Source organism: Herbiconiux sp. (genome assembly GCF_004297105.1).
Classification (GTDB): domain Bacteria; phylum Actinomycetota; class Actinomycetes; order Actinomycetales; family Microbacteriaceae; genus Herbiconiux.
Window position 1 is genome coordinate 500,418 of sequence record NZ_SCVE01000012.1, and the last position, 23,087, is coordinate 523,504.

Annotated in this window: 20 protein-coding genes and 1 pseudogene; 14 read left to right on the forward strand and 7 right to left on the reverse strand. The window is 68.9% G+C overall.

Annotation, left to right across the window (positions count from 1 at the left end; translation table 11 throughout):
* Positions 1-117 precede the first annotated feature (117 nt).
* Positions 118-1,539 (reverse strand): LLM class flavin-dependent oxidoreductase, encoded by a 1,422-nt coding sequence (locus EPO52_RS08765; protein ID WP_290804821.1) that lies wholly within the window; start codon positions 1,537-1,539, stop codon positions 118-120.
* Positions 1,536-2,969 carry a PLP-dependent transferase gene (locus EPO52_RS08770; protein WP_290804823.1) on the reverse strand — a complete coding sequence of 478 codons (1,434 nt, stop codon included), beginning with the start codon at positions 2,967-2,969 and terminating at the stop codon, positions 1,536-1,538. The genes EPO52_RS08765 and EPO52_RS08770 overlap by 4 nt, the downstream gene beginning before the upstream one ends.
* A gap of 132 nt (positions 2,970-3,101) precedes the next feature.
* Here EPO52_RS08770 and EPO52_RS08775 point away from each other — a divergent pair, with 132 nt between their 5' ends.
* The 4 genes from EPO52_RS08775 to EPO52_RS08790 all read left to right on the forward strand — a co-directional run bounded on the left by EPO52_RS08775 (position 3,102) and on the right by EPO52_RS08790 (position 7,453).
* Entirely contained in the window at positions 3,102-4,601 is a 1,500-nt protein-coding gene (locus EPO52_RS08775; RefSeq protein ID WP_290804826.1) for a family 1 glycosylhydrolase, read from the forward strand.
* Between the two features lie 10 nt (positions 4,602-4,611).
* A complete protein-coding gene (locus tag EPO52_RS08780) occupies positions 4,612-5,649 on the forward strand; it encodes a LacI family DNA-binding transcriptional regulator (protein ID WP_290804829.1) in 1,038 nt (345 codons plus the stop codon).
* A 71-nt stretch (positions 5,650-5,720) separates the two neighbouring features.
* Positions 5,721-6,689: a hypothetical protein gene (locus EPO52_RS08785; protein WP_290804831.1), complete on the forward strand. Its 969-nt coding sequence runs from the start codon at positions 5,721-5,723 to the stop codon at positions 6,687-6,689.
* 5 nt (positions 6,690-6,694) lie between these two features.
* The gene (locus EPO52_RS08790; protein WP_290804833.1) at positions 6,695-7,453 is read left to right on the forward strand and encodes a hypothetical protein; all 759 of its coding nucleotides are present in this window, start codon (positions 6,695-6,697) and stop codon (positions 7,451-7,453) included.
* 20 nt (positions 7,454-7,473) lie between these two features.
* Here the strand turns inward: EPO52_RS08790 and EPO52_RS08795 are convergent, their stop codons facing one another.
* Complete coding sequence (locus tag EPO52_RS08795) at positions 7,474-8,286, reverse strand: site-specific DNA-methyltransferase (RefSeq protein WP_290806171.1); 813 nt, start codon at positions 8,284-8,286, stop codon at positions 7,474-7,476.
* Between the two features lie 106 nt (positions 8,287-8,392).
* On the opposite strand from EPO52_RS08795, the gene EPO52_RS08800 reads away from it, so the two are divergent.
* From EPO52_RS08800 to EPO52_RS08815, 4 genes and pseudogenes are all read left to right on the forward strand, one after another.
* Positions 8,393-8,689: a GNAT family N-acetyltransferase gene (locus EPO52_RS08800; protein ID WP_290804836.1), complete on the forward strand. Its 297-nt coding sequence runs from the start codon at positions 8,393-8,395 to the stop codon at positions 8,687-8,689.
* A complete protein-coding gene (locus EPO52_RS08805; protein WP_290804839.1) occupies positions 8,686-9,756 on the forward strand; it encodes a TIGR03617 family F420-dependent LLM class oxidoreductase in 1,071 nt (356 codons plus the stop codon). Before EPO52_RS08800 ends, EPO52_RS08805 begins: the two co-directional genes overlap by 4 nt.
* A 36-nt stretch (positions 9,757-9,792) precedes the next feature.
* Positions 9,793-10,254 (forward strand): annotated as a pseudogene (locus EPO52_RS08810) (ribonuclease H); the annotation flags it as partial.
* Positions 10,255-10,463: 209 nt separating this feature from the next.
* Complete coding sequence (locus tag EPO52_RS08815) at positions 10,464-11,924, forward strand: MFS transporter (protein ID WP_290804842.1); 1,461 nt, start codon at positions 10,464-10,466, stop codon at positions 11,922-11,924.
* A gap of 4 nt (positions 11,925-11,928) precedes the next feature.
* Here the strand turns inward: EPO52_RS08815 and EPO52_RS08820 are convergent, their stop codons facing one another.
* The gene (locus EPO52_RS08820) at positions 11,929-12,972 is read right to left on the reverse strand and encodes a cupin domain-containing protein (RefSeq protein ID WP_290804846.1); all 1,044 of its coding nucleotides are present in this window, start codon (positions 12,970-12,972) and stop codon (positions 11,929-11,931) included.
* Positions 12,973-13,098: 126 nt separating this feature from the next.
* Between EPO52_RS08820 and EPO52_RS08825 the strand changes: the two genes are divergently transcribed.
* Positions 13,099-14,007 (forward strand): alpha/beta hydrolase, encoded by a 909-nt coding sequence (locus EPO52_RS08825; protein ID WP_290804849.1) that lies wholly within the window; start codon positions 13,099-13,101, stop codon positions 14,005-14,007.
* A 17-nt stretch (positions 14,008-14,024) separates the two neighbouring features.
* Here EPO52_RS08825 and glgX read toward each other — a convergent pair whose 3' ends face one another.
* The gene (gene glgX / locus EPO52_RS08830) at positions 14,025-16,091 is read right to left on the reverse strand and encodes a glycogen debranching protein GlgX (protein WP_290804851.1); all 2,067 of its coding nucleotides are present in this window, start codon (positions 16,089-16,091) and stop codon (positions 14,025-14,027) included.
* 131 nt (positions 16,092-16,222) lie between these two features.
* Here glgX and EPO52_RS08835 point away from each other — a divergent pair, with 131 nt between their 5' ends.
* On the forward strand, positions 16,223-16,543 hold the full coding sequence (locus EPO52_RS08835; protein WP_290804854.1) for a hypothetical protein: 321 nt from the start codon (positions 16,223-16,225) through the stop codon (positions 16,541-16,543).
* Between the two features lie 32 nt (positions 16,544-16,575).
* Here EPO52_RS08835 and EPO52_RS08840 read toward each other — a convergent pair whose 3' ends face one another.
* A complete protein-coding gene (locus tag EPO52_RS08840) occupies positions 16,576-17,067 on the reverse strand; it encodes a heme-binding protein (protein ID WP_290804857.1) in 492 nt (163 codons plus the stop codon).
* Positions 17,064-18,113, reverse strand: a complete 1,050-nt coding sequence (locus EPO52_RS08845; protein ID WP_290804860.1) for a biotin/lipoate A/B protein ligase family protein — start codon at positions 18,111-18,113, stop codon at positions 17,064-17,066. The genes EPO52_RS08840 and EPO52_RS08845 overlap by 4 nt, the downstream gene beginning before the upstream one ends.
* A 132-nt stretch (positions 18,114-18,245) precedes the next feature.
* Between EPO52_RS08845 and EPO52_RS08850 the strand changes: the two genes are divergently transcribed.
* The 4 genes from EPO52_RS08850 (at position 18,246) to EPO52_RS08865 (ending at position 23,077) form a co-directional block, all read left to right on the forward strand.
* On the forward strand, positions 18,246-19,208 hold the full coding sequence (locus EPO52_RS08850; RefSeq protein ID WP_290804861.1) for a hypothetical protein: 963 nt from the start codon (positions 18,246-18,248) through the stop codon (positions 19,206-19,208).
* 9 nt (positions 19,209-19,217) lie between these two features.
* Positions 19,218-19,964 (forward strand): HAD-IA family hydrolase, encoded by a 747-nt coding sequence (locus EPO52_RS08855; RefSeq protein ID WP_290804863.1) that lies wholly within the window; start codon positions 19,218-19,220, stop codon positions 19,962-19,964.
* A 125-nt stretch (positions 19,965-20,089) separates the two neighbouring features.
* Positions 20,090-22,615: a glycosyl hydrolase family 65 protein gene (locus tag EPO52_RS08860; RefSeq protein WP_290804865.1), complete on the forward strand. Its 2,526-nt coding sequence runs from the start codon at positions 20,090-20,092 to the stop codon at positions 22,613-22,615.
* Between the two features lie 30 nt (positions 22,616-22,645).
* On the forward strand, positions 22,646-23,077 hold the full coding sequence (locus EPO52_RS08865) for a hypothetical protein (protein WP_290804868.1): 432 nt from the start codon (positions 22,646-22,648) through the stop codon (positions 23,075-23,077).
* Positions 23,078-23,087: the final 10 nt, after the last annotated feature.

The following is a 23,087-nucleotide window of genomic DNA, read 5'->3' on the forward strand; positions in this document are numbered from 1 at the left end:
ACGAGCGCAGACGCACCGGGACGTACCCGACGACCCAGGGCGAGTGCGCCGCCGCCGGGAGGCGACGGCACAGGAGCATGTCGCCTGCGCCGCACAGGGGGCGGCGCAGCAAGGGATTCAGAAGTCGCGCAGGTTCCCTCGCAGGCCTCCGTCACCATAAGAGCGCCGCAGGATGCCCCGGCGGCGCAGGATCGGCACGAGCTCGTCGAGCATGCGGTGGATCGTCACGGGGTGCAGGTCGCCCGAGAAGATGAACCCGTCGTTGTCGGCGTCGTCACCCAGCTCCTGGATGAAGTCGGCGATCTCCTCGGCCGTGCCCACGTAGCCCGACCGCGTCGAGATGCGCCCGAGACGTGCTTTGGCGGTGAGGATCTCGCGCAGCGTCGCATCCGCGAAGCTGTCGAACCGGCCGAGTAGCCCCTTGATGCTGCCGCGCGACACGTGGTCGCCGAAGATCGCCGGGTCGATGGGCTTGTCGAGGTCGAGGCCCGTGAGGTCGGTCTCGAGGTCGCTCGACTGGCCGGCCGCGATCACGAGCAGATCGGCGTCCGACGGATGCGCGGATGCCTCAACGACTCGGTCGGCCTCCTCGCGGCTCGCCGTGATGATGGGCTTGAACACGAACAGGATGTCGATATCGGCGGCAGTGCGACCGTGCGCGGCCGCCGACTCGAGCACCTTGGCGCGGTACGCGCGGACGGTCTCGATGTCGAGCGACGCGAGCGCGAGCTGCACCTGCGAGTTCGTGCCCGCGAACGCGAGCCCTCGCGGCGACCCCCCGGGCGACACCACGATCGGGTCCCCCGAGCTGCCCTCCCCTCCTCGCGACTCGCCAAAATCCACCACTGAATCGCCGGAATAGGGCGGATTTTGGCGACTCGCGAGGAGGTGGTCGCGCGACGGGAGGGTGGGGAAGGGGAGTGCGTTCAGGGGGCCGTCGAACGAGTAGTGCGCGCCCCGATGGTGCAGCGCGTCGAGCTTCGAGCCGTCGGCGAAGTGGCCCGTGGCGGCATCGGCGACGAGCGCGTCCGGGCCCCAGCTGTGCCACAGCCTCTGCACCGCGCCCAACCACTCCTCGGCCCGGTCGTAGGCGCCGTCGTGGTCGAGCGGCTCGACGCCGAAGTGACGTGAGGAGCCGACATCCGTCACCACGTTGATGCCGAAGCGGTAGTCGCTGAGGTGCTGCAGCGTGGCGAACTGCCGGGCCGCCTGGTACGGCGAATAGGCGAGCGGATTCACCGTGGGCGCGATGCCGATGTGCTGCGTGACGTCGAAGAGATACGGCGCAAGCAGCAGCGGGTCGTGCTTGGGCCCGCCGTAGGCGCTGCGGATGCGCAGATCGAGCGTGTCGGCGTTGCCGAGCGACAGTGCGTCTTCGATGATGACGAGGTCGAACCCCGCCTGCTCGAGAGCGCGCACCGACTGCTGGTAGAGCTCGGGGCGGTGCCAGGTGTAGTCCCAGTCGTGATACGGATGACCCCACCCGTGCGGCCCGAATCCCCGAGACAGGAACCACCCGAAGTGCTGCGGCCGACTCACCGGGCGCCCACCTCGGCGGCGAACGACGGTGTTTCGGCCCCGGCCTGGGAATCGACGGCGCCAGCGGCGGCGTGTCGTGCGAGCGGTCCGTCGATTCCGGGGGCCTCTCGAACCGCAGCAAATGCCGATGCGAGGTCGGCGATCAGGTCGTCGGCATCCTCCACCCCGATCGACAACCGCAGCAGCCCCTGGCCGATGCCGCCGGCCTCGAGCTGCTCGGCCGTGCGCCAGGCGTGCGTGGTGGATGCGGGGTGCAGGATGAGCGACCGCACGTCACCGAGGTGCGTCATGCGGGTGAAGAGCGACACCGCGTCGTAGAACGCGATCGCGGCCGGCAGTCCACCCCGGAGGGTGAACGCGAACACCGAACCCGTGCCGCGCGGCAGGTACCGCGACGCCACGGCGTGCGACGGGCTCGACGCGAGCCCTGCGTGATCGACCGACGACACCTCCGGCTGCTGCTCCAGCCACTCCGCCACGGCGAGCGCCGACGCCGACTGCCGGTCGACGCGCAGCGAGAGCGTCTCGATGCCCTGCTCGATGAGGAACGCGTTGAGCGGCGAGGGTGTGGGCCCGAACCGGGCCGCGACGACATCGCGCGCGTAGTGCGCGAAGGCGCCGGGCCCGAACCGGTCGACGAAGCTCAGCTCGCGCAACGAACGCACGGGGGCGGTGAGGTGCGGGAAGAGCGGCTGCCCCGCCGCATCCGTCACCGACCAGTCGAACGAGTCGCCCGACACGATCACACCACCGAGCACCGACCCGTGCCCCGCCAGGAACTTCGACGCCGAGTGCACCACGACATCGGCGCCGTGTTCCAGCGGGCGCAACAGGTAGGGCGTGGCGAACGTGTTGTCGACGATGAGCGGGATGCCGTGGCGGTGCGCGATGCCCGCCACGAGCGACAGGTCGACCACGTCGTTCTTGGGGTTGGGGATCGACTCCACGAAGAGCGCGCGGGTGGAGGGGCGGATGGCCCGTTCCCACGCCGCGGCGTCGTTCGCGTCGAGCACGAACGAGGTCTCGATGCCGAGGCGGCTGAAGTTGTCGAGGAAGAGGCCGCGCGAGCCCTCGTAGATGCTCGACGCCGAGACGAGATGGTCGCCCGCGGAGAGCAGACCGAGCACGGCCACCGACACGGCGGCCTGGCCGCTGCCCACCAGTATGGCGTCGGTGCCGCCCTCGAGGTCGGCGATGCGCCGCTCGAGCGACGAGTTCGTGGGGTTGCCGATGCGGGTGTAGCTGAAGCCGTCGTCGTCGCCCTGGAACCGGTCACGAGCGGTTCCGAAGTCATCGAACACGAAACCGGCGGTGAGGTGGATGGGTGTGGTCCGCGGGCTCACGCCGTCGCTCGCCGGAGCCCGTCCGGCGTGCACCTGGCGGGTGGCGAAACCCTGCGTGGGCGGGCGGAGAGGGGACTCGTCGTTCATGATCACCCAGGGTCGCACGGTGCCCCGGCGAGAAGGCCCTATGAGAAGTTCTGTTACGAAATCAGCGGGCGGTACGCTGGGAGAGCGCTCTCACACGTGAGCGCGCGCACCACGCAAAGGAGCACGTGCCCCATGACGATGTCATTCCCCCCTGGTTTCCTCTGGGGTTCCGCCACCGCCGCCGCCCAGATCGAGGGAGCCGCCTTCGAAGACGGCAAGCGCGCGTCCATCTGGGATGCCTTCGCCCGCATCCCCGGAGCCGTCCTGAACGGCGACACGCTCGACGTGGCCGTCGACCACTACCACCGCATGCCGGAGGACGTGGCGCTCATGAAGCAGCTCGGCCTGCAGTCGTACCGGTTCTCCACGAGCTGGGCCCGCATCCGGCCGGATGACGGGCACGTCAACCAGAAGGGCCTCGACTTCTACTCGCGGCTCGTCGACGAACTGCTCGGTGCGGGCATCCTGCCCTGGCTCACGCTCTACCACTGGGACCTGCCGCAGGCCCTCGAGGAGAAGGGCGGCTGGGCGAACCGCGACACGGCCTACCGCTTTCGCGACTACGCGCAGGTGGTGCACGGCGCCCTCGGCGACCGCGTGCAGAACTGGACCACCTTCAACGAGCCCTTCTGCTCGTCGCTGCTCGGCTACGCGTCAGGAGTGCACGCGCCCGGCCGCACGGAACCGGATGCCGCGATCGCCGCGATCCACCACCAGCACCTCGCGCACGGCTTGGCCGTCACCCGGCTGCGCGAGCTCGGGGTGCAGAACGTGGGCATCACGCTCAACCTCACGAACGCCATCCCGCGGAACCCGTCCGACCCGGTCGATGTCGAGGCCGCTCGGCGCATCGACGCACTGAACAACCGCATCTTCCTCGACCCGCTGCTCCGCGGGGAGTACCCGGCCGACATCCGGCGCGACCTCGCGGCCTACGGTCTCGACGAGGTGAGTGACACCGGTCTCGTGCGCCCCGGCGACCTCGAGACCATCGCCCAGCCGCTCGACTTCCTGGGTGTGAACCACTATCACGACGACCAGGTGAGCGGGCATCCGCTCGAGGCCGGCGCCGCCGACCCGCACGGCGTCGTGGGCGGGCGGCCCACCCGTTCGCCGTTCGTCGACGCCGAGTACGTCACGTTCCCGTTGCGCGAGGGGCTTCCGCTCACGGGCATGGGCTGGGAGGTGAACCCCGCGGGGCTGCACACCCTGCTGGTGCGGCTGGGCCGCGAGTACTCCGGGCTGCCGCCGCTCTACGTCACCGAGAACGGGGCGGCCTACGACGACACGGTGTCGTTCGATGGAACGGATGGCGCCGAGGCCGTGCACGACGACCTGCGCACCCGCTACATCCGCGAGCACGTCGAGGCGGTGTGCGCCGCGATCGCCGATGGCGCGGATGTGCGCGGCTACTTCGTGTGGTCGCTGCTCGACAACTTCGAGTGGGCCTGGGGATACGGCAAGCGGTTCGGCATCGTGCGGGTCGACTACGACACCCTCGTGCGCACGCCGAAAGACAGCGCCTTGGCGTATGCCGCGATCATCGCGGCGAACAGCGGCGAGGGCGCGGGGAGCGCGGGCGGCGGCGCGTCCGCGGGTGATGCGCCGGACTCGCCCGCGAACCAGGCCTAGGCTCACAGGCATGCCCGGCGCATCCGGAACCCCACCGCGCACCCCCACCCTCGAGATGGTGGCGGCTGCCGCGGGGGTCTCCCGCGCCACGGTGTCGCGCGTGGTGAACGGGTCGACGAGCGTGACACCCGAGATCCTGCAGGCGGTGAACGACGCCATCGCCCTGCTCGACTACGTCCCGAACCGGATGGCACGATCCCTCGCCAGCCGGCGAACCGACGTGATCGCGCTCATCGTTCCGGAGTCGACGTCGACGGTGTTCGCCGACCCGTTCTTCGCGCCGGTGGTGCGCGGCGTCGCCCGCACCCTCGGCGAGACCGACTACACGCTCAACCTGCTCATCGCGTCGGAGTCGCGGCCCGAGAAGACGCGGCGGTATCTGCTCGGCGGCAACGTCGACGGCGCGCTCGTGGTGTCGCACCACGCGGAAGACCACTCCTACGTGGGTCTCGGCAGCGCGCTGCCGATCGTGTTCGGCGGGCGTCCGGTGAATCCGGATGTCTCCGACAGCTACTACGTCGACGTCGACAACCGTGCGAGCGCCCGCACCGCCACCGAGTACCTCGTGTCGATCGGCCGCCGCCGCATCGCCACGATCGCGGGGCGGCAGGACATGCCGGCGGGCCTCGACCGCCTCGAGGGCTGGCGGTCGGCGCTGACGGATGCCGGGCTGGAGCCCGGTCCCGTGGCCTACGGCGCGTTCACCCAGGCGTCGGGCGCGGAGGCCGCGGAGCAGCTGCTGGCGCACGCGGACGCGGGTACCCCTCCCCCGTTCGACGGCCTCTTCGTGGCGAACGATCAGATGGCCGCCGGGGCGGTGCAGGCGCTGCAGGCGCGCGGCATCCGCATCCCCCTCGATGTGGCCGTGGTGGGCTACGACGACGACACCTTCGCCTCGAGCCTCACCCCGCCGCTCACCACGATCCACCAGCCCTCGGCCGACCTCGGCGCGGGCATGGCCGACGTGCTCGTGCGCCTCATCGCGGGCGAGTCCCCACCGCGCCGCACCATCATCCCCACCCGCCTGGTGCTGCGCGGCTCCGCCTGAGTATAAGTTTCATCCCCGTTTGTTAGCTATTACTTATAGCAAGAAGTGGACACTAGAAGTAATATCGGTGAATGATCTCCGCGACCGAGGGCGTCCACGTACTTGATGCCCTCGGCATACCCGTCGAGATCTCCGGTCCGTCGTCCATCACGGTTCGGCATCGCGGTCAAACGCTGAGCGCCCAGGTGGTCACGCGCATGAACCCGCTCCAGAGTTCCGATCTCCGCGAAATTCTTCACGCACGAGATCACTACGACATCGTTCTCTTCGTCGTTCCGCACGTAACTGAGGCCGGAAGAGCGATAGCACGCGCCGATAAGGGCGTCGCGCTAGTCGGAGTCAATGACAGGGTGGCGATCATCGGTCGTGAGGAGTTCACGCTTGACGAGCCGGATGGGCTCGCCCGGCCTTCATATCGACGCCGCCCCTGGGGTCGGTTCGCGGTCATCCGGTCACTCCTGAGAACCCCGGATCCCCGTAGCCAGCTCCAGCTCGCTGAGGAGTGTGGGCTCACCCAGCCTGCGGTATCGCAGACGCTTAAGTCGCTCTCGGGCGTAGAACGATCAGCCTCAGGATGGCGGGCGACCGATCCTGAAGAGCTGTGGGACCACTTCATCGAAAAGTATCCGGGGCCAGAAGGGATCAGCGCCTATTGGTTCGGGCTCGTGTCCCCACGCGAACAGACGGCGCGCGTGCGGTCGGTGGTGCCGGATGCTCTGGTCTCGGGAGATGTGGCTGCCGATGAGATCGCGCCGTGGCGCAAACCTCGCAGAGCCACCGTCTATGTACCCCAGGGTGCTGACATGTCTTCTTCAGGATTCTCCACCGCAGATCCGGCAAGGGCGACATTGGAGCTGACCGTTCCAGCCGACCAGACCATCTGGCAAACCGCTCGAGCGTGGGCCACCCCGGGGACGCTCTATGACCGGGTCGACCCACTGATCGTCGCGTGGGATGTGAGCCGATCCAGCGGCCCCGACGTGGCAGAGGAACTCGCCCGCCTGCAACGCGCGGTACTGAGGAAGTGGTCCTCCCGGTGAGGCAGATGGCTGAGGATGTCTCCACCTCGCGAGCCGACGACAACGCTTTCCGCGCGCTGCTGGATGCCTCCGCGATCACGGCCGACCTCGCCGATGCCCGTATCGTCGGCGGCCAGATGGTGAACCTGCTCACGCTGATCTACCCGAACGCACCTCGAATCGAACGACGAACCGCGGATGCTGACCTCGGAATCTCGGTAGACATCGCTTCAGCGGGCACCATCCACAATCGCCTCGTCGGCGCCGGATATCAAGCGTCGAGCGGTAACCACTACCTTCGCGAAGGAGCGGAGATCGACGTACTCGCGCCCGCTCGGGGCGGGCGATTCACCAGCGGCGAGATCAGTGGGCGCGGTATCGACCTGGCTCCCGGGCTCGACCTCGCTCTTGCCTCGGAACCCATTGAAATCGAGCTCGGCCTCACGTTCCTCAACACGACTTTCGAGAGTGTGATCGTTCGCGTACCCCGCGTCGAGGTGGCTGTCGTCCTGAAGGCCTTCGCAACGAGATCACGAACGGAGGCGAAGGACATCACGGACCTCTACAACCTGTTGTCGATCGCCCATTCCTACGACGCGAGAGACATCGGCGGCTGGGCGTTGGCCGGCGACGCAGCCGGCAGAGGAACACGGCTGGACTGCGCGAGAACGCTCCATGCGTTGGCGGACACGGCGTCAAGAAGCGGTGCGCTCAGAGGATCAGAGGTCCCTACCGACGAGTTCGTGGCCTTGATCAGAGAAAATGTCGCCCGTCCCGCCCGCTGAGTAACCGCCTAGAAAGCCCCTCAGGCGAGCGTGATCGACGGGATGCGGGCCCGGATGATGCGCACCGCATCCGGGCTCTGGTCGATCAGCACGTAGTTGCGGCCGAGCGCGTGCGACACCGCCCCCGTCGTGCCGCTGCCCGCGAAGAAGTCGAGCACCCAGTCGCCCTCGCGCGACGACGCCTGCACGATGCGGCGCAGGATGCCTTCCGGCTTCTGCGTGGGATAGCCCGTCTTCTCGCGGCCGGTGGGCGACACGATCGTGTGCCACCAGACATCCGTCGGCAACTTGCCGAGCGCGGCCCGTTCGGGCGTGACGAGGCCCGGTGCCATGTACGGCTCACGGTCGACGGCGGTGGAGTCGAAGTGGAACGCCTTCGGGTTCTTCACGTACACCAGGATCGTGTCGTGCTTCGTGGGCCAGCGGTTCTTCGACTTGGCGCCGTAGTCGTAGGCCCAGATGATCTCGTTGAGGAACGAGTCGCGGCCGAAGAGGGCGTCGAGCAGCACCTTCGCATAGTGCGCCTCGCGATAGTCGAGGTGGAGGTAGAGGGTGCCGTCGTCGGCGAGCAGTCTCCAGGCCTCCACGATGCGCGGCTCCAGGAAGCCCCAGTAGTCGTCGAACCGGTCGTCGTAGCGCAGCAGATCGCCCTTGATGCGGTCGTACTGCTGGCCCTTGAACCCGGTGACACTGCCGGATGCGCTGCGCTGCGAGGTGGTCGACTGCCGTGTCTGCGACCGGCCCGTGTTGAACGGCGGATCGAGGTAGATCACCGTGAACGACTCGTCGGCGAAGGTGGGCAGCACCTCGAGATTGTCGGCGTGGAACAGCAGGCCTTCGCCCCGCGCCTCCGCCGGGAACGCGGCGAGAGGGGAGCGTTCGGGGGTCACCTGAGCCATTGTGGCAGTTCCCGGGCCGGGGGCGTATTCTCGGGGCACCATGAGCACCGAGATCCGCAACGAACCAGAGCAGAGCCGCTACACCATCAGCGTCGACGGCACGACGGCCGGGTTCGCCGACTACCGCCTCGAAGGCAATTCGATCGTCTTCATCCGCACCGAGGTCGACCCCTCCCGCCGCGGCGAAGGCCTCGCGGGAGCACTCGTGCAGTTCGCGCTCGACGATGTGCGCACGAGCGGCGACCTCACCGTGGTGCCGCAGTGCTCCTACGTGGCGCGCTTCATCGACTCGCACCCCGACTACCAGGAGCTCGTCGACCGCGGGCGCACCGCATGAGCGCGAGCGAAGCGGATGCGCGCACACCCGTGACGGCGGATGCCCCCGCCGGCCCCTTCCGCATCGACGCCGGGGGCGACCCCTCCGCGAGTCCCCTCGCGATCGAGGCGGCAGCGGTGCGTGCCGAGCGCGATGGCTTCGACGGCGTGCTGAGCGTCGAACTCAAGCACGACCCCTTCATCTCCCTCGCCCTCGCGGCCCGGGCCACCGAGCGGGTGCGGCTCACGAGTTCGATCGCCGTGGCCTTCGCTCGCAACCCCGCGAACACGGCGATGCTCGCGAATGACCTGCAGCTGATCTCCGACGGCCGTTTCGTGCTCGGGCTCGGCACGCAGGTGAAGGCGCACATCGAGCGCCGTTTCTCGATGCCGTGGTCGCACCCGGCTCGCCGGATGCGCGAGTACGTCGAGGCGGTGCGCGCCATCTGGGCGAGCTGGGAGACCGGCGAGCGCCTCAACTTCCGCGGTGAGTTCTACAACCACACCCTGATGTCGCCGATGTTCAGCCCCGGCCCCAACCCGCACGGCAATCCGCCGATCGTGCTGGCGGCCGTGGGTGAGCTGATGGCCGAGACGGCCGGCGCCGTGGCCGACGGCATGCTCGCGCACACCTTCACCACACGCCGCTACCTCGACGAGGTCACTCTTCCCGCCCTCGCACGAGGCCGCGCCGCATCCGGTCGCACCGACCCCGTCGAGATCAGCCTCCCCGCCTTCGTCGCCCTCGGAACAACGGATGCCGAGCTCGCCACCGCGCAGACGGCCGTGAAGAAGCAGATCGCCTTCTACGGCTCGACGCCCACCTACAAGCCGGTGCTCGAGCTGCACGGCTGGGAGTCGGTGCACGAGCAGCTCCATCGTGCCTCACTCACGGGAGAGTGGGACGCGATGGGCGGCCTGATCACCGACGAGATGCTCGACGCGTTCGCGGTCAGCGGCACCCCGGCCGAGGTGGCCGCCGGCCTGCGCGAGCGCTTCGGCGGCGTGGTCTCCCGCCTGTCGTTCAGCGCACCGTACGCCGTGCCCGACGAGGTGTGGGCCGAGGTGCTCGCCGCCCTGCGCGCGTGAGCGCGTCGCCTGCGGGTCGCCGCTAGGGTTGACCGGATGACGATCACCGCTTCCGCCGACGGCTCGGCCCTCGGCAACCCCGGCCCGGCCGGCTGGGCCTGGTACATCGACGACCGCACCTGGGGTGCCGGCGGCTGGCCGCACGGCACCAACAACATGGGCGAGCTGAAGGCCGTGCTCGAGCTCTTCCGGGCCACGGCGCACGTCGACGACGACCTGCACGTGCTCTGCGACAGCCAGTACGTCATCAACACCATCACGAAGTGGATGCCCGGCTGGAAGCGCAAGGGCTGGCGCAAGGGCGACGGCAAACCGGTGATGAACCTCGACCTCATCAAGGAGATCGACGAGGCCATCGTGGGGCGGCGCTACCGCTTCGAGTGGGTGAAGGGCCATGTCGGCCACGAGCTCAACGAGGCGGCCGACACCCGCGCCCGCGCTGCGGCAGAGGCCTTCGCGAAGGGCCGCACACCCGATACCGGTCCAGGCTACCCCGGTGCCGTGGCACCGGTGGCGGAGCCGTCCAGGCCGGCCGCCCCCATCTCCGCACCGGCCTTCCAGGCAGACGACACCCTCTTCTGAGGTCGGATAGACTGGAAGCCTGTTCGGCCACGGCGGTCGGGGAGGTCGAACTGCGCACGATGTGCGCTCGGTCCGAGGCTTGAAACCTCCAGCGTGATCTCACGAGAGACCTGGAGGTTTCTTTTATGTCCACAACCCTGCCCGCGACACGCGCCACCAGCCGGTGGTGGATCCTCGCCGTGCTCTCCCTCACCCAGCTCGTGGTGGTGCTCGACAGCACCATCGTCAGCATCGCCCTGCCCCAGGCGCAGGAAGAACTCGGCATGACCGACGTTCAGCGCCAGTGGGTCGTCACCGCCTACGCTCTCGTCTTCGGCGCGTTGCTTCTTCTCGGCGGTCGCGTGGCCGACTACTGGGGCCGCAAGCGCGCATTCCTCGTGGGGCTCGTGGGCTTCGGCGTCGCATCCGCGTTCGGTGGATTCGCGCAGAGCGGCATCGAGCTCATCATCGCCCGCGGGCTCCAGGGCCTGTTCGCAGCGCTGCTCGCCCCCGCGGCGCTCGCGCTCCTCACCGTGACCTTCGCCTCCGGCCGCGAACGCAACACCGCGTTCGCCGTGTTCGGCACGATCGGCGGCGGTGGGGCGGCCGTGGGTCTGGTGCTCGGCGGCGTGCTGACCGAGTACGCGAGCTGGCGCTGGTGCCTGCTGGTGAACGTGATCTTCGTCGCGATCGGCTTCATCGGCGGACTGCTGCTGCTCCGCGAGAGCAAGGCGGAGGGGGAGAACCGGTACGACGTGTGGGGCGCCATCACGGTGACCCTGGGTCTGGGCTCGCTCGTCTACGGCTTCAGCGTGGCCGAAGAGGGCTGGGCGTCGGTCGGCACCATCGGGTTCCTCTCGCTCGGCGTCGTTCTGCTCGCCGCGTTCGTGTGGATCGAGTCGCGCGTCGCCCAGCCACTCCTTCCGCTCCGCGTCATCCTGAACCGGGTGCGCGGCGGCGCCTTCCTCATCCAGGCGATCGTGGGCAGTGTGCTCATCGGCGCGACCCTCTACCTCACGTTCCACTTCCAGATCGTGATGGGCATGGAGCCCGTGGTTGCCGGGCTCGCCAACGTGGCGATGACCGTCGTCATCCTCGCCGTGGTGCCCGTGGTCACGAAGCTGCTGTTCGTCGTCGGCCCGCGTCCGTTCATGATCGCCGGGCCCCTGATCGGGGCCGCCGGCCTGATCTACCTGAGCTTCATCACTCCCGACGGCGGCTACTTCGTGCAGGTTCTTCCCGCGCTGGCCCTGCTCGGTGTGGGCCTCGCCATGATCTTCGTGCCGCTGCAGAACCTCGCGCTCACCGGTGTGGCTCCGCATGACGCGGGTGCCGCATCCGCCACCGTGAACTCGGCGATGCAGATCGGCGGGTCGATCGGGCTCTCGGTGTTCACCGTGATCTATGCCGGAACCCTCGACTCGTCGCTCGCGGCCGGCAGCGACCAGCTGAGCGCCCTCACCGACGGCTACGCGGCCACCTTCGTGGCGGCAGCGGTGGCCATGGTGGCCGCTGCACTGATCGCCGTGTTCCTCATCCGAGGCACGAAGGACGAGCTGCTCCCGTCGGCCCACGAGGGCCAGCCGGTCGCCGTGCACCTGGGCTGAGGCCCTACGACACCGGGTCGATCGGGTTGCGCTTCTTCACCATGAGGGGGTCGACCGGGGTGAGCGGGAAGTCGGGCAGTGTGGCGTCGTCGACCCCGAACGTCGCGGCCAGCACGCGACGGGAGAACGCGGATGCCGTGGCCCGGTAGCCGATGTCGCCCGGTGTGGGCTGATCGAAGAACACCAGGAAGTGGATCTCCTCGTCACCGATCACCTCGATCTGGTGCGGATACGCGCGTGGGATGAAGTACACGTCGCCGGGGCCGAGCAGGTAGGTGTCGACGGATCCGTCGGGGTCGAGGATGCTCATCCGCGCCGCGCCCTTGTGCACATAGCCGAGCTCGGCCGTCTCCGGATGCCAGTGCGGCTCGCGCATGCCGTCCTCCTCGATGCGCAGCGAATACATCGACAGGTTTCTGAGCGCCGGCCAGAACTGCTGCCGGGCGAGGCGCGCCGTGCCGTATTCGTAGGCCAGCGGCGGGTTCTGCCCCTCGGCATCGAAGCGGTGCGGATCGGGGTACCGTGCCGACAGCGGGATCTCGATGTCTCCCGAGCCCTTCACGAGGTCGCGCGACGACGTGTCGCGCGGCACCGCGGCGAACGCGGCCGCCGGGAGGTCGTACGTGTTGCCGAGCACCGCATCCGACATCGCGCCGAATGCGGCGTGCAGCGAGAAGTCCTCGGGGCTCTCGTGGGAGAACACCACGATGAGCTCGGCGCGGGTGGTGCCGATGTTCTCGATGTGGTGCACGGCGCCGCTCAGCACATGGAACATCTCGCCCGCCGAGACCGTGAAGGTGGCGAACACGTCGGCGTTGTCGAGCGTCGACACGAGCACGTCGCCCGTGAGGCAGTAGGTGAGCTCGTCGGCATTCGCATGCCAGTGCGGTTCGCGGATGGCACCCGGCTCGATCACGAGCCGCTTGATCGAGATGCGCTCGAGGATCGGGAACGCGGCCTTGTTCAGCCGCTGGATGCTTCCCAGGGCGCTCGAGTGCTGGGCCGGTGCGGTGAGCAGCGAGCGCACGTGACGGGAGACGGTGGTCATGGGGTTGGTCCTTCCGGCGGTGATCGAGTCGCGAGACGGCTCAGCGACATCATCGCGCGTGCACGGCTCCATCGGGAAGGCCCTCTCAGGGCCCGGCGTCCAGCGGGGCGGGGCAGGATGGACCCCATGGTCACCCTCCCCTCGAGCCTCGTCGCCCCCGCCCTCCGACTGATGAGGGCCAACCGCGTGTTCGTGACCGCGGACGGCGCCCGCCGCCGGGTGCGCGAACGCGAGCTGCGCCCGCAGCCGTATGGCCCGCCGAGCCGGCTGCATCCGGACGTGCGGGTCGACGTGGCCCATGACGGCGGCTGGCCCGTCTACACGATCACCCCGCGCCTCGGTACGCCGACCGGCTGTGTCGTCTACGCGCACGGCGGCGGCTGGGTGAACGAGATCGCCGTGCAGCACTGGCACCTCGCCGCCCAGCTCAGCGCCGAGGCGAACGCCACCGTCGTGCTGCCGATCTACCCGCTCGTGCCGTTCGGCACGGCCGCGCCCGTGGCCGACGGCGTCATCGACTTGGTGCGCGGCGCGCTCGACGCCCACGGCCGCGTGTGTCTCGCCGGCGATTCAGCGGGTGGCCAGATCGCCCTCTCCGCCGCACTCGCGCTGCGCGATCGGCACCGCATCACGCTGCCCCGCACGGTGCTCATCTCGCCCGCGCTCGATCTCACCTGGAGCAATCCGCGTATCCCGCTCGTGCAGCCGAGCGACCCGTGGCTCGCGGTGCCCGGAGGCACGGTCTTGGCCGACCTGTGGCGGGGCGACAGCGACATCCTCGACCCCGTGGTGAGCCCCCTCGCCGGCGACCTCACGGGCCTCGGTCCGATCACGCTCTACTCGGGCACCCGTGACGTGCTGAACCCGGATGCGCACCTGCTCGCCGACAAGGCTGCGGCTTCGGGCGTCGACCTCGAGTTCCATGAGGGCGAGGGGCAGGTGCACGTGTACCCGCTGCTGCCCACGCGCGAAGGGCGCGAGGCGCGCGCGGCGATCGTGCGGAGCATCCGTGAGGCGCTCCGCACGACGGCCTGAGCCGGCCCTGCTCCCCGTCAGCTCCGCGAACGCAGCAGGGTGAACGACCCATCGCGCACGATGAGGGTCGACACCTCGCCCTGCACCTGCTGACCGGGGTCGCTCGACGCGGCCAGCTCCCACTCGGCGCCCGGCGCATCCGGAACCCGGAACTCCACCCCGTTCTCGGCCGCATTCAGCAGCAGCGCGAACGAGTCGGCCCCCGGATGCTCGAACACGAACACCACGGAGCGCGCGTCGGGGTTGTCCCAGTCGTCGTCGGCGAACTCCCCGCCGTCGGAGCGGAGCGATCGAACCGTGTCCTGCGCGTCGGGCGACGAGGGTGCCTGACGGAACCACGCGGGGTGCAGCGCCGGGTTGTCGCGGCGCAGGGCGATGAGGTCGCGGGTGAAGGCGAGCAGGGACTCGTCGGCGGCGGCCCAGTCGAACCACGAGATCTCGTTGTCCTGGCAGTAGGCGTTGTTGTTGCCACCCTGCGTGCGGCCGATCTCGTCCCCGCCCAGCAGCATCGGCACCCCGGCCGAGAGCAGCAGCGTCGCGAGCAGGTTGCGGCGCTTGCGGTCGCGCCGCTCGTTCACGGCCTCGTCGTCGGTGGGGCCCTCCGCGCCGCCGTTCGACGACTTGTTATCGCTCTCGCCGTCGTTGTCGTCCTCGCCGTTGTCGGCGTTGTGCTTGTCGTTGTAGGAGGTGAGGTCATGCAGGGTGAAGCCGTCGTGGGCGGTGATGAAGTTCACGCTCGAGAGAGGCGAGCGCCGGGAGGCCTCGTAGACGTCGGGTGAACCGAGGATGCGCTGAGCGAGCGTGCCGAGCACCGCATCGGTTCCGTTCCAGAAGTCGCGCACGTCGTCGCGGAACTTGCCGTTCCACTCCGACCAGTCGGCGGGGAAGCCGCCCACCTGGTAGCCCGCGGTGTCCCAGGGTTCGGCGATCATCTTCACCGGGGCGAGCACCGGATCCTGCGCGATGAGGGTGAGGAAGGCGCTGTGCAGCTCGGCGTCTCCGCCCTGGCGCGTGAGCGTGGTGGCCAGGTCGAAGCGGAACCCGTCGACGTGCATCTCGGTGACCCAGTAGCGCAGCGAGTCCATGATGAGGCCGAGGGCGGCAGGATGCCCGACGTTCAGGCTGTTTCCGGTTCCCGTCGTGTCGAAGTAGTGCAGCTCGTCGCCCTCGACGAGCCGGTAGTAGGCGGCGTTGTCGATGCCCTTGAAGCTCAGCGTCGGTCCGAGGTCGTTGCCCTCGGCGGTGTGGTTGTACACCACGTCGAGGATGACCTCGAGGCCCGCGGCGTGCAACGCCTTCACCATCTGCTTGAACTCGGCCACCTGCCCACCGGGTGCCGCGGCACGGCCCGCCTCGCTCACGTACTCGTTGTGCGGCGCGAAGAAGCCGATCGAGTTGTAGCCCCAGTAATTGCGCAGATCCTTCTCCTCGAGGTGGCTGTCCTGCACGAACTGGTGCACGGGGAGAAGCTCCACCGCGGTGACGCCGAGGTCGGTGAAGTGCTTGATGGCCTCCGGATGCGCGAGGCCCGCGTAGGTGCCGCGGATCTCCTCGGGCACGCCCGGGTGCAGCTGAGTGAAGCCCTTCACGTGCGTCTCGTAGACGATCGTCTCGGAGAGCAGGGTGCGCGGGGCGGTGTCGTCGCCCCAGTCGAAGGAAGAGTCGGTGATGACGCAGCGCGGCGACAGGGCGGCGGAATCCGTGCTGTCGCGGGTCTCGGGGTCGTTCAGGTCGTGGCCGAAGAACGCCTGGTTGTCGGCAGCCCAGTCCCAGCCGCCCTCGATGGCCGTGGCATGCGGATCGAGCAGGAGCTTGTCCACGTTGTGCCGCTGTCCCGCCGCCGGGTTCCAGGGGCCGTCGACACGGATGCCGTAGCGGGTGCCCACACCCGCGCCGTCGACGAAGCCGTAGAACACGTGGCCGGTGCGCTCGGAGAGGGGCACGCGGGTCTCGTCGCCGTTCTCGTCGAAGAGGCACACGAATACGGCATCGGCCGTCTCGGAGTAGAGGGCGAAGTTCCAGCGCTCCTCGAGCGAGGAGAAGCCGAGCGGATAAGGGCGGGGGCGGGTGGGGTTCGTGGTCACCCGTCAATCAGTACCGCGATGCGCCGAAACCCGCTCGGGCTTGCGCGGCGACCGAGAAGTCGGTTCGAATTCAGCCCCTCCCGTGCGGCTTCGCGCTCATCGAAACGGAACAGGGGCGAATAAGGTGAAGTGTGACCGAATCCGCTGCCTTCGAAACCCTCGCCATCCAGCTGCTCGACGATCCCGATCGGGATGTGTCGCGGTCGGGCGACACGCTCTCCGTCCACGGTCGTGTCTTCGCCGCTCTCGGCGGGGACTCCCTGCTGGTCCAGCTCCCCGGTGCCCGTGCCGACGACCTGATCGCGCGCGGAATGGCGGCGGTGGCCGAGGGGCCGGTCGCCGCGGCACCGGCTGCCCGCTGGGTGAGCGTCACCGACCAGGAGGACTGGCCGGAACTCGCCGCCGAAGCCCACGTTCTGGCCGAGGGGCACGTGCCGGGCGGTCAGTCCTAGAACCGGCCGGTCGCAGACCGGCAGGGCGGACGTCAGCCCTGACGGCGGGCGCGGTAGGCCTCGACGGCGTCGGCCGCGGTCTGGTGGTCGACCACATCCGGTTCGCCGGAGGTGGTGATGGTGCCCACGAGCACCCCGTCGGCGAAGATCGGGATGGAGCCGCCGTGCGCCTTCATGACGTCGTGGTCGATGTTCGGGTCCTGCAACTCCTCGAACGGCGTTCCCTCGGCCTCGAGGCGGAGGCGCACCAGCAGCGACGGCACGCCGAAGTAGCTCGCCACCGCCGCCTTGCCCTCCAGCCACTCGTCGTTGCCGACGCCCGTGCCGCCGAACTTGGCCCGGAACACCAGGTCATCGTCGATCACCACGTCGACCGCGAGGTTCAATCCGCGCGCACGGATGAGCTCTGCCGCGATGACACCGAGCTCGTAGGCATCCTCTTTCGAGAAGCTCGCGAGCTCGAGGCTCGGCACGGCCTCCAGACCGGCCACGGTGAATTCGGGAAGGGGGGCAGAGTCGCTCACGGAACGCGTCCAATCCATTCGGGGGTGCTGAATTTCGTGCGCACCAGCTCTTCGGCCTGCGCACGCTCCTCCGGGGTGATCTCCGAGGGGGTGGCGCCGTAGAGGCCGGTGAAGGTGGCGATCAGGCGGTCGATGATCTCGGCCCGAGGCAGGCCGGTCTGGCTGCGCAGCGGATCGACGCGTTTCGCGGCCGACTTCGTGCCCTTGTCGCTCATCTTCTCGCGGCCGATGCGCAGCACCTGCACCATCTTCTCGCCGTCCATGTCGTAGCTCAGGGTGGCGTGGTGCATCACCGCACCGTTGCCGAGCCGCTTCTGCGCGGCGCCGCCGATCTTGCCCTTGGCCGAGGAGATGTCGTTGAGCGGCTGGTAGAACGCGTCGATACCGAGCGACTTGAGGCCCGTGATCACCCATTCGTCGAGGTAGGCGTAGGAGTCGGCGAAGGTCATGCCCTGCACGAGCGCCGCGGGGGCGTAGATCGAGTAGGTGACGACGGAGTTGGCGTCCATGAACATGGCGCCCCCGCCCGAGATGCGGCGCACCACCTCGAAGCCGTACTTCGCCGCGTTCTCGAGGTCGACCTCGTTCTTCACCGACTGGAAGCTGCCGATCACCACGGCCGGTTCGTTCCACTCCCACACCCTCAGCGTGGGAGCCCGCCGGCCCTCGCCCACCTCGATGGCGAGCACCTCATCGAGCGCCAGCTGCATCTGCGGGGTCTCCGACCCGGAGTGGATGACCTGCCAGTCGTAGGCATCCCAGCTCGTGGCCTTCGCGAGCGAGCGCCGAACGGCGGTGGCGACCGCCTCGGGGCTGAAGCCGAGCAGCTGGGCCCCCTCGGGCAGGGCGGCCCGCACGGCGGCCGCGATCGTGGCGGCGTCACTGTCGGAGGGGAGACCCTCCACGGCCGAATCGATCAGCGGCAGCGCGTCATCCGGCTCCAGGAAGAAATCCCCGGCCAGGCGGAAATTGCGGATGCGCCCCTCGACGTCGTCGAGGTCGACCACGACGAGCTTGCCGCCGGGCACCTTGTATTCACCGTGCATGACCCCAGCCTAGTTCCGCACGACCGACGCTCGCCGGTGTCGACAGAATCGACCACCCGAGCTAAGGTGAGCAATCATCATTGCGCCCGGAGGGGAAGCAACATGGCGCAGCATTCACGCCCAGGAGGCAGCATGCAGCACTCGTTCGACCCGGCCCCGTGGGTGCTCGACGTCGAGAGCCATCAGAGCGCCGATCAGGGGATATGTCTGCTCGAGGTGGTGGCGCTGCTCGCGGGGGAGGAGATGAGCGACCATCCCACGTGCGTGTCGGCCGTGCTGGCACAGTACGGCCGCGAGCTCAATGACGGCCTGAACGATGTCGATCGGCAGAGGCTCGTGCCGCTGGCAGCCCGACTCGTCGATACGGCGGATGACGGCCTCGACGGCTGGCGCCGAGCCGTGGCGGCCGACTGGCTCGGCCGGCGCGCGTTCCCGCGTCTGCGGCAGGCCGCCGGGGCCGAATCCGATGAACTCGCCGATTCCGTCCCCGGCCTGGCTGACGAGCTGCAGGCGCTCGCCCGGATGCGACTGGCCGAGGCCGCCCACGCCCTCCCTTCTCCATCCATCCAGCCCGAGGCCGCCGTGTCGCGGCACATCGACGTCGTGCTCGCCCGTGCGGCGGACGCCGTCTCCGACCACGACGGCGCCGGCGATGTCTTCGCTCCCCTCTTCGCCGCGGCGGTCGTGGAATGCAGGGCAGGCTTGCCGGAGGCGGACACGATCGACCACGTCGGGCGAGCGATCACCCTGGGCGACGAGGTCGGCAGGCTGCTCAGCGCGGTCATCGCGTGCCGACTCACGAACTCCCTCGCCGAGATCGTGGTCGCCGGCCTCGACGCTGAAGCACCGGACAACCCGCGCCCGATCGCCTACGGATCGCCCGCCTACCTCGCCGCGGAGCGGTCGGCGGGGGCCGCCGTCACGGAGTCCTTCGCCGATCCTCGGAGTCCGCTGCATCCGTTGCCCGCACTGTTCCGCGATCAGGGCATCGACCTGTTCGAGCGCATGATCTCCCCCGTGGGCGCCCGGCAGCGGGGCGCAGTCGGACACCAACGGAAACGCCGCGATAACACGGCGTTCACGCCCACCCTCTAACGTTGAGGTATGACCGACACCGTCATTCGCGATCAGAGCCGCCTCGCCACGGCTCGGGCGTTCCTGTTCGACCTCGACGGCGTGCTCACGCCCACCGTCGATGTGCACATGCGCGCCTGGGGCCGCCTGTTCCAGCCGTACCTCGACGAGGTCGGAGCCGAGCCGTACACGGATGACGACTACTACCTCTTCATCGACGGCAAACCGCGTGTCGACGGTGTGCGCTCGCTCCTCGAGTCCCGGGGGCTGTCGCTGCCCACCGGCCATGCGGACGACGCTCCCGGAGACACCACCGTGTGGGCGCTCGGCAATCGCAAGAACGAGGCGTTCGCCGCCGAGCTCGCCGAGAACGGCGTGGCCCCCTATCCGGGTTCGCTCGACTTCATCACCGCCGTCATCGCCGCGGGCTACGACGTGGCCGTGGTGTCGAGCTCGCGGAATGCCGTGTCGGTGCTGTCGGCAGCCGGCATCCGGGATCGCTTCGAGGTAATCGTCGACGGGATGGTCGCCGTCGAGGCGGGCCTGCCCGGCAAGCCCGCGCCCGACACCTACGTGTACGCGGCGACTCTTCTCGGCCTCACCCCCGACGACTGCGTCGTGGTCGAGGATGCGCATTCCGGCGTGCAGGCCGGCCGTGACGGCGCCTTCGGTCTCGTGGTGGGCGTCGACCGCGGGGTGGGTGCTCAGGAGCTGTTCGACTCCGGGGCCGACATCGTGGTCGAAGACCTCGACGAGCTCATCCCGGCCCTTCGCTAGTCCACAACCCCGCCGCTGCACCCAGTTCTCCACAGCTTCGGATGCTGCATCCGCCTGTCCGCTCCCTTCGCTAGCATCGATCAACCGCACCAACGCCAGATCCTCTCTTCGCTGAAAAGGCACTGATGAACCCCATCGCATCCGACCCGCTCGATCGCACGCAGTTCCCGCTCGACGAGTGGGCGCTCACCGAGATCGGCTATCACACCGCCACCCAGGGCCGCACCGAGACGCTCTTCGCGGTCGGCAACGGCTACCTCGGCCTGCGCGGCAACTTCGAGGAGGGCCACAAGGCCTACGCCGAGGGCACCTTCATCAACGGGTTCCACGACACCTGGCAGATCCGGCACGCCGAGGAGGCCTACGGCTTCGCCCGCGTCGGTCAGACCATCGTCAATGCACCGGATGCCCGCGTCATCCGCCTCTACGTCGACGACGAGCCGTTCGTCATCGCCGATGCGGAGACCATCGAGTACTCCCGCACGCTCGACTTCCGCACCGGCGTGCTCGAGCGGGTGGTGGAGTGGCGCACGCCCTCGGGCAAGCACGTGCTCATCCGCTCGCGCCGGCTCGTCTCGTTCACCGACCGGCACCTCGCCGTGATCGACTACGAGGTGACCATGCTCGACACCGATGCCTCGGTGCTCATCTCGAGCCAGATCATCAACCGCCAAGACCGTGTCGACGAGTTCACGCCGGCGGCGGGCACCAGCACGAACGGCGGGGCGATCGCCGACCCGCGCAAGGCCTCCGGCTTCAAAGACCGCGTGCTGCTGCCGCGGCACAAGTGGATTCACGAGGGTCGCTACGTTCTCGGCTACCGCACCGCCAACTCGGGCATGACCATCGCCGTCGGCGCCGAGCACCACCTCGAGACCGACAACGACTGGGACGAGTCGGCGCAGATCGACGACGACATCGCCAAGCAGGTCTACCGGGTGCACGCGAAGGCCGGTCAGCGCATCCGTCTGGTGAAGACCATCGCGTACCACACCTCGTCGACGGTGCCCGCGACCGAGCTCGCCGACCGCACGAACCGCACGCTCGACCGCATCCGTGAGACACCGATCGAGGAGGTGTTCGACAAGCAGGTGGAGTGGCTCGCCGACTACTGGAAGCGGTCCGACATCGTGATCGCCGGGCATCCCGATGTGCAGCAGGCGGTGCGCTGGAACCTCTTCCAGCTCGCGCAGTCGACAGCGCGCACCGACGGCGGCGGCATCGCGGCCAAGGGTGTGTCGGGGTCGGGCTATGGCGGACACTACTTCTGGGACACCGAGATCTACGTGCTCCCCTACCTCACCTACACGTCGCCGCAGGTGGCGCGCAACGCCCTGCGCTTCCGCGAGAAGATGCTCGACGCGGCGCGCGATCGCGCGGTCGAGCTGAACCAGCGCGGCGCGCTCTTCCCGTGGCGCACGATCAACGGTCTCGAATCGTCGGCGTACTACGCCGCCGGCACCGCTCAGTACCACATCGACGCCGACATCTCGCATGCCCTCTCGCAGTACGTGTCGGCCACGGGCGACTACGACTTCCTCTACCGCGGCGCCATCGACATCCTGGTCGAGACGGCGCGGATGTGGGCCGATCTCGGCTTCTGGCGCGGTCGTGGCGGCGGCGCGGAGACCTTCCACATCCACGGCGTGACGGGCCCGGACGAGTACACCACCGTGGTGAACGACAACCTCTTCACCAACGTGATGGCCCGGGCCAACCTTCGGGCGGCCGTGCGGCAGACCCAGCGCATGCGCGACACCGACCCCGCGGCCTACGAGCTGATGGTGAACCGGCTCGATCTGCAGCAGGACGAGATCCTCGAGTGGAAGACCGCCGCCGAGGCCATGTACATCCTGTTCGACGAAGACCTCGGCATCCACCCGCAGGATGCGCAGTTCCTCGAGAAGGAGCTGTGGGACCTCGAGAACACCCCGGCCTCGAAGCGCCCCCTGCTGCTGCATTTCCACCCGCTCGTGATCTACCGCTTCCAGGTGATCAAGCAGGCGGATGTCGTGCTCGCGCTGCTCCTGCAGGGCGACGAGTTCACCACCGCCGAGAAGCGCGCCGACTTCGAGTACTACGACGCGCTCACCACCGGCGACTCGACGCTGTCGGCATCCACGCAGTCGATCATCGCGGCCGAGGTGGGCTACCGGGAGCTGGCGCTCGGGTACTTCCGCGCGGCCCTGTTCGTCGACCTGGCCGACCTGCACAACAACTCGGCCGACGGCATCCACGTGGCCTCGACCGGCGGAGTGTGGAGCGCGCTCACCTTCGGTTTCGGCGGCATGCGCGACTACCTCGGCAAGTTCACCTTCGACCCGCGGCTGCCCGAGGAGTGGGAGTCCCTCGTCTTCCACGTGTGCATCCGGGGCTCACTCATCGAGGTCGACCTGCGGCAGACCCGCATGACCTTCACGATCGACGAGGGCGACGCCGTCGAGCTCTGGGTTCGCGGAGACCGCATCGAGGTGGCACCGGGCGCGCCTGTGACGGTCGCCCTCGCCGACGACCGCCCCACCATCGAGGGAGCGCCCACCACCTCCGACATCGAGGGCACGGTGCGCGCCGACGGCTCGGTCATCACCGCCTCGATGCCCACGATCGTGGCCGATTTCGAGGAGCCGGAGATCATCGTCGGCATGGACTGAGCATTGCTCGGTTTCTGATAGCGTGGGCGGATGATCCTCCACTCGTCGGCGACGGCACTGGCTGTGGCCGCTTCAGTCGCCCTCATCCCTTCGTTCCCCATCGATGTGCCCGATCCGTTCACGCACGAGCTGCCCGAGATCGAGCAGCCCGACGGCGCGGGCGGCTGGGCGGTCGTGGGCGGCTTCGTGTGCGCCCATCAGCCGATGCGGCTCATCACCCCGGTCACGCCCGAAGCCGCAACCACGGCATTCCATTACCGGCTCGCGCTCGGCCATGGCGAGCAGGATGTCGCATCGGCCACCACGGAGTTCATCGACGCCGCCGAGGCCGGCCTCACTCCAGGCGGCCTCTTCGAGTTCTCGCACCTCGCCGATGCCGCGCGCGGCCCGGCGGTGCGGCTCAACTTCTGGTCGGGCTCGTCCGGGCCGACCCGCTCGTACTACCTCTCCGACGACTGCTGACCGCGCCGGC

Excerpts from the sequence above, each read along its gene's own strand:
- EPO52_RS08770 (WP_290804823.1), bottom strand. The coding sequence starts at position 2,969 with ATGAACGACGAGTCCCCTCTCCGCCCGCCCACGCAGGGTTTCGCCACC.
- EPO52_RS08775 (WP_290804826.1), top strand. The coding sequence starts at position 3,102 with ATGACGATGTCATTCCCCCCTGGTTTCCTCTGGGGTTCCGCCACCGCC.
- EPO52_RS08780 (WP_290804829.1), top strand. The coding sequence starts at position 4,612 with ATGCCCGGCGCATCCGGAACCCCACCGCGCACCCCCACCCTCGAGATG.
- EPO52_RS08785 (WP_290804831.1), top strand. The coding sequence starts at position 5,721 with ATGATCTCCGCGACCGAGGGCGTCCACGTACTTGATGCCCTCGGCATA.
- EPO52_RS08790 (WP_290804833.1), top strand. The coding sequence starts at position 6,695 with ATGGCTGAGGATGTCTCCACCTCGCGAGCCGACGACAACGCTTTCCGC.
- EPO52_RS08800 (WP_290804836.1), top strand. The coding sequence starts at position 8,393 with ATGAGCACCGAGATCCGCAACGAACCAGAGCAGAGCCGCTACACCATC.
- EPO52_RS08805 (WP_290804839.1), top strand. The coding sequence starts at position 8,686 with ATGAGCGCGAGCGAAGCGGATGCGCGCACACCCGTGACGGCGGATGCC.
- EPO52_RS08815 (WP_290804842.1), top strand. The coding sequence starts at position 10,464 with ATGTCCACAACCCTGCCCGCGACACGCGCCACCAGCCGGTGGTGGATC.
- EPO52_RS08820 (WP_290804846.1), bottom strand. The coding sequence starts at position 12,972 with ATGACCACCGTCTCCCGTCACGTGCGCTCGCTGCTCACCGCACCGGCC.
- EPO52_RS08825 (WP_290804849.1), top strand. The coding sequence starts at position 13,099 with ATGGTCACCCTCCCCTCGAGCCTCGTCGCCCCCGCCCTCCGACTGATG.
- EPO52_RS08845 (WP_290804860.1), bottom strand. The coding sequence starts at position 18,113 with ATGCACGGTGAATACAAGGTGCCCGGCGGCAAGCTCGTCGTGGTCGAC.
- EPO52_RS08850 (WP_290804861.1), top strand. The coding sequence starts at position 18,246 with ATGCAGCACTCGTTCGACCCGGCCCCGTGGGTGCTCGACGTCGAGAGC.
- EPO52_RS08855 (WP_290804863.1), top strand. The coding sequence starts at position 19,218 with ATGACCGACACCGTCATTCGCGATCAGAGCCGCCTCGCCACGGCTCGG.
- EPO52_RS08860 (WP_290804865.1), top strand. The coding sequence starts at position 20,090 with ATGAACCCCATCGCATCCGACCCGCTCGATCGCACGCAGTTCCCGCTC.
- EPO52_RS08865 (WP_290804868.1), top strand. The coding sequence starts at position 22,646 with ATGATCCTCCACTCGTCGGCGACGGCACTGGCTGTGGCCGCTTCAGTC.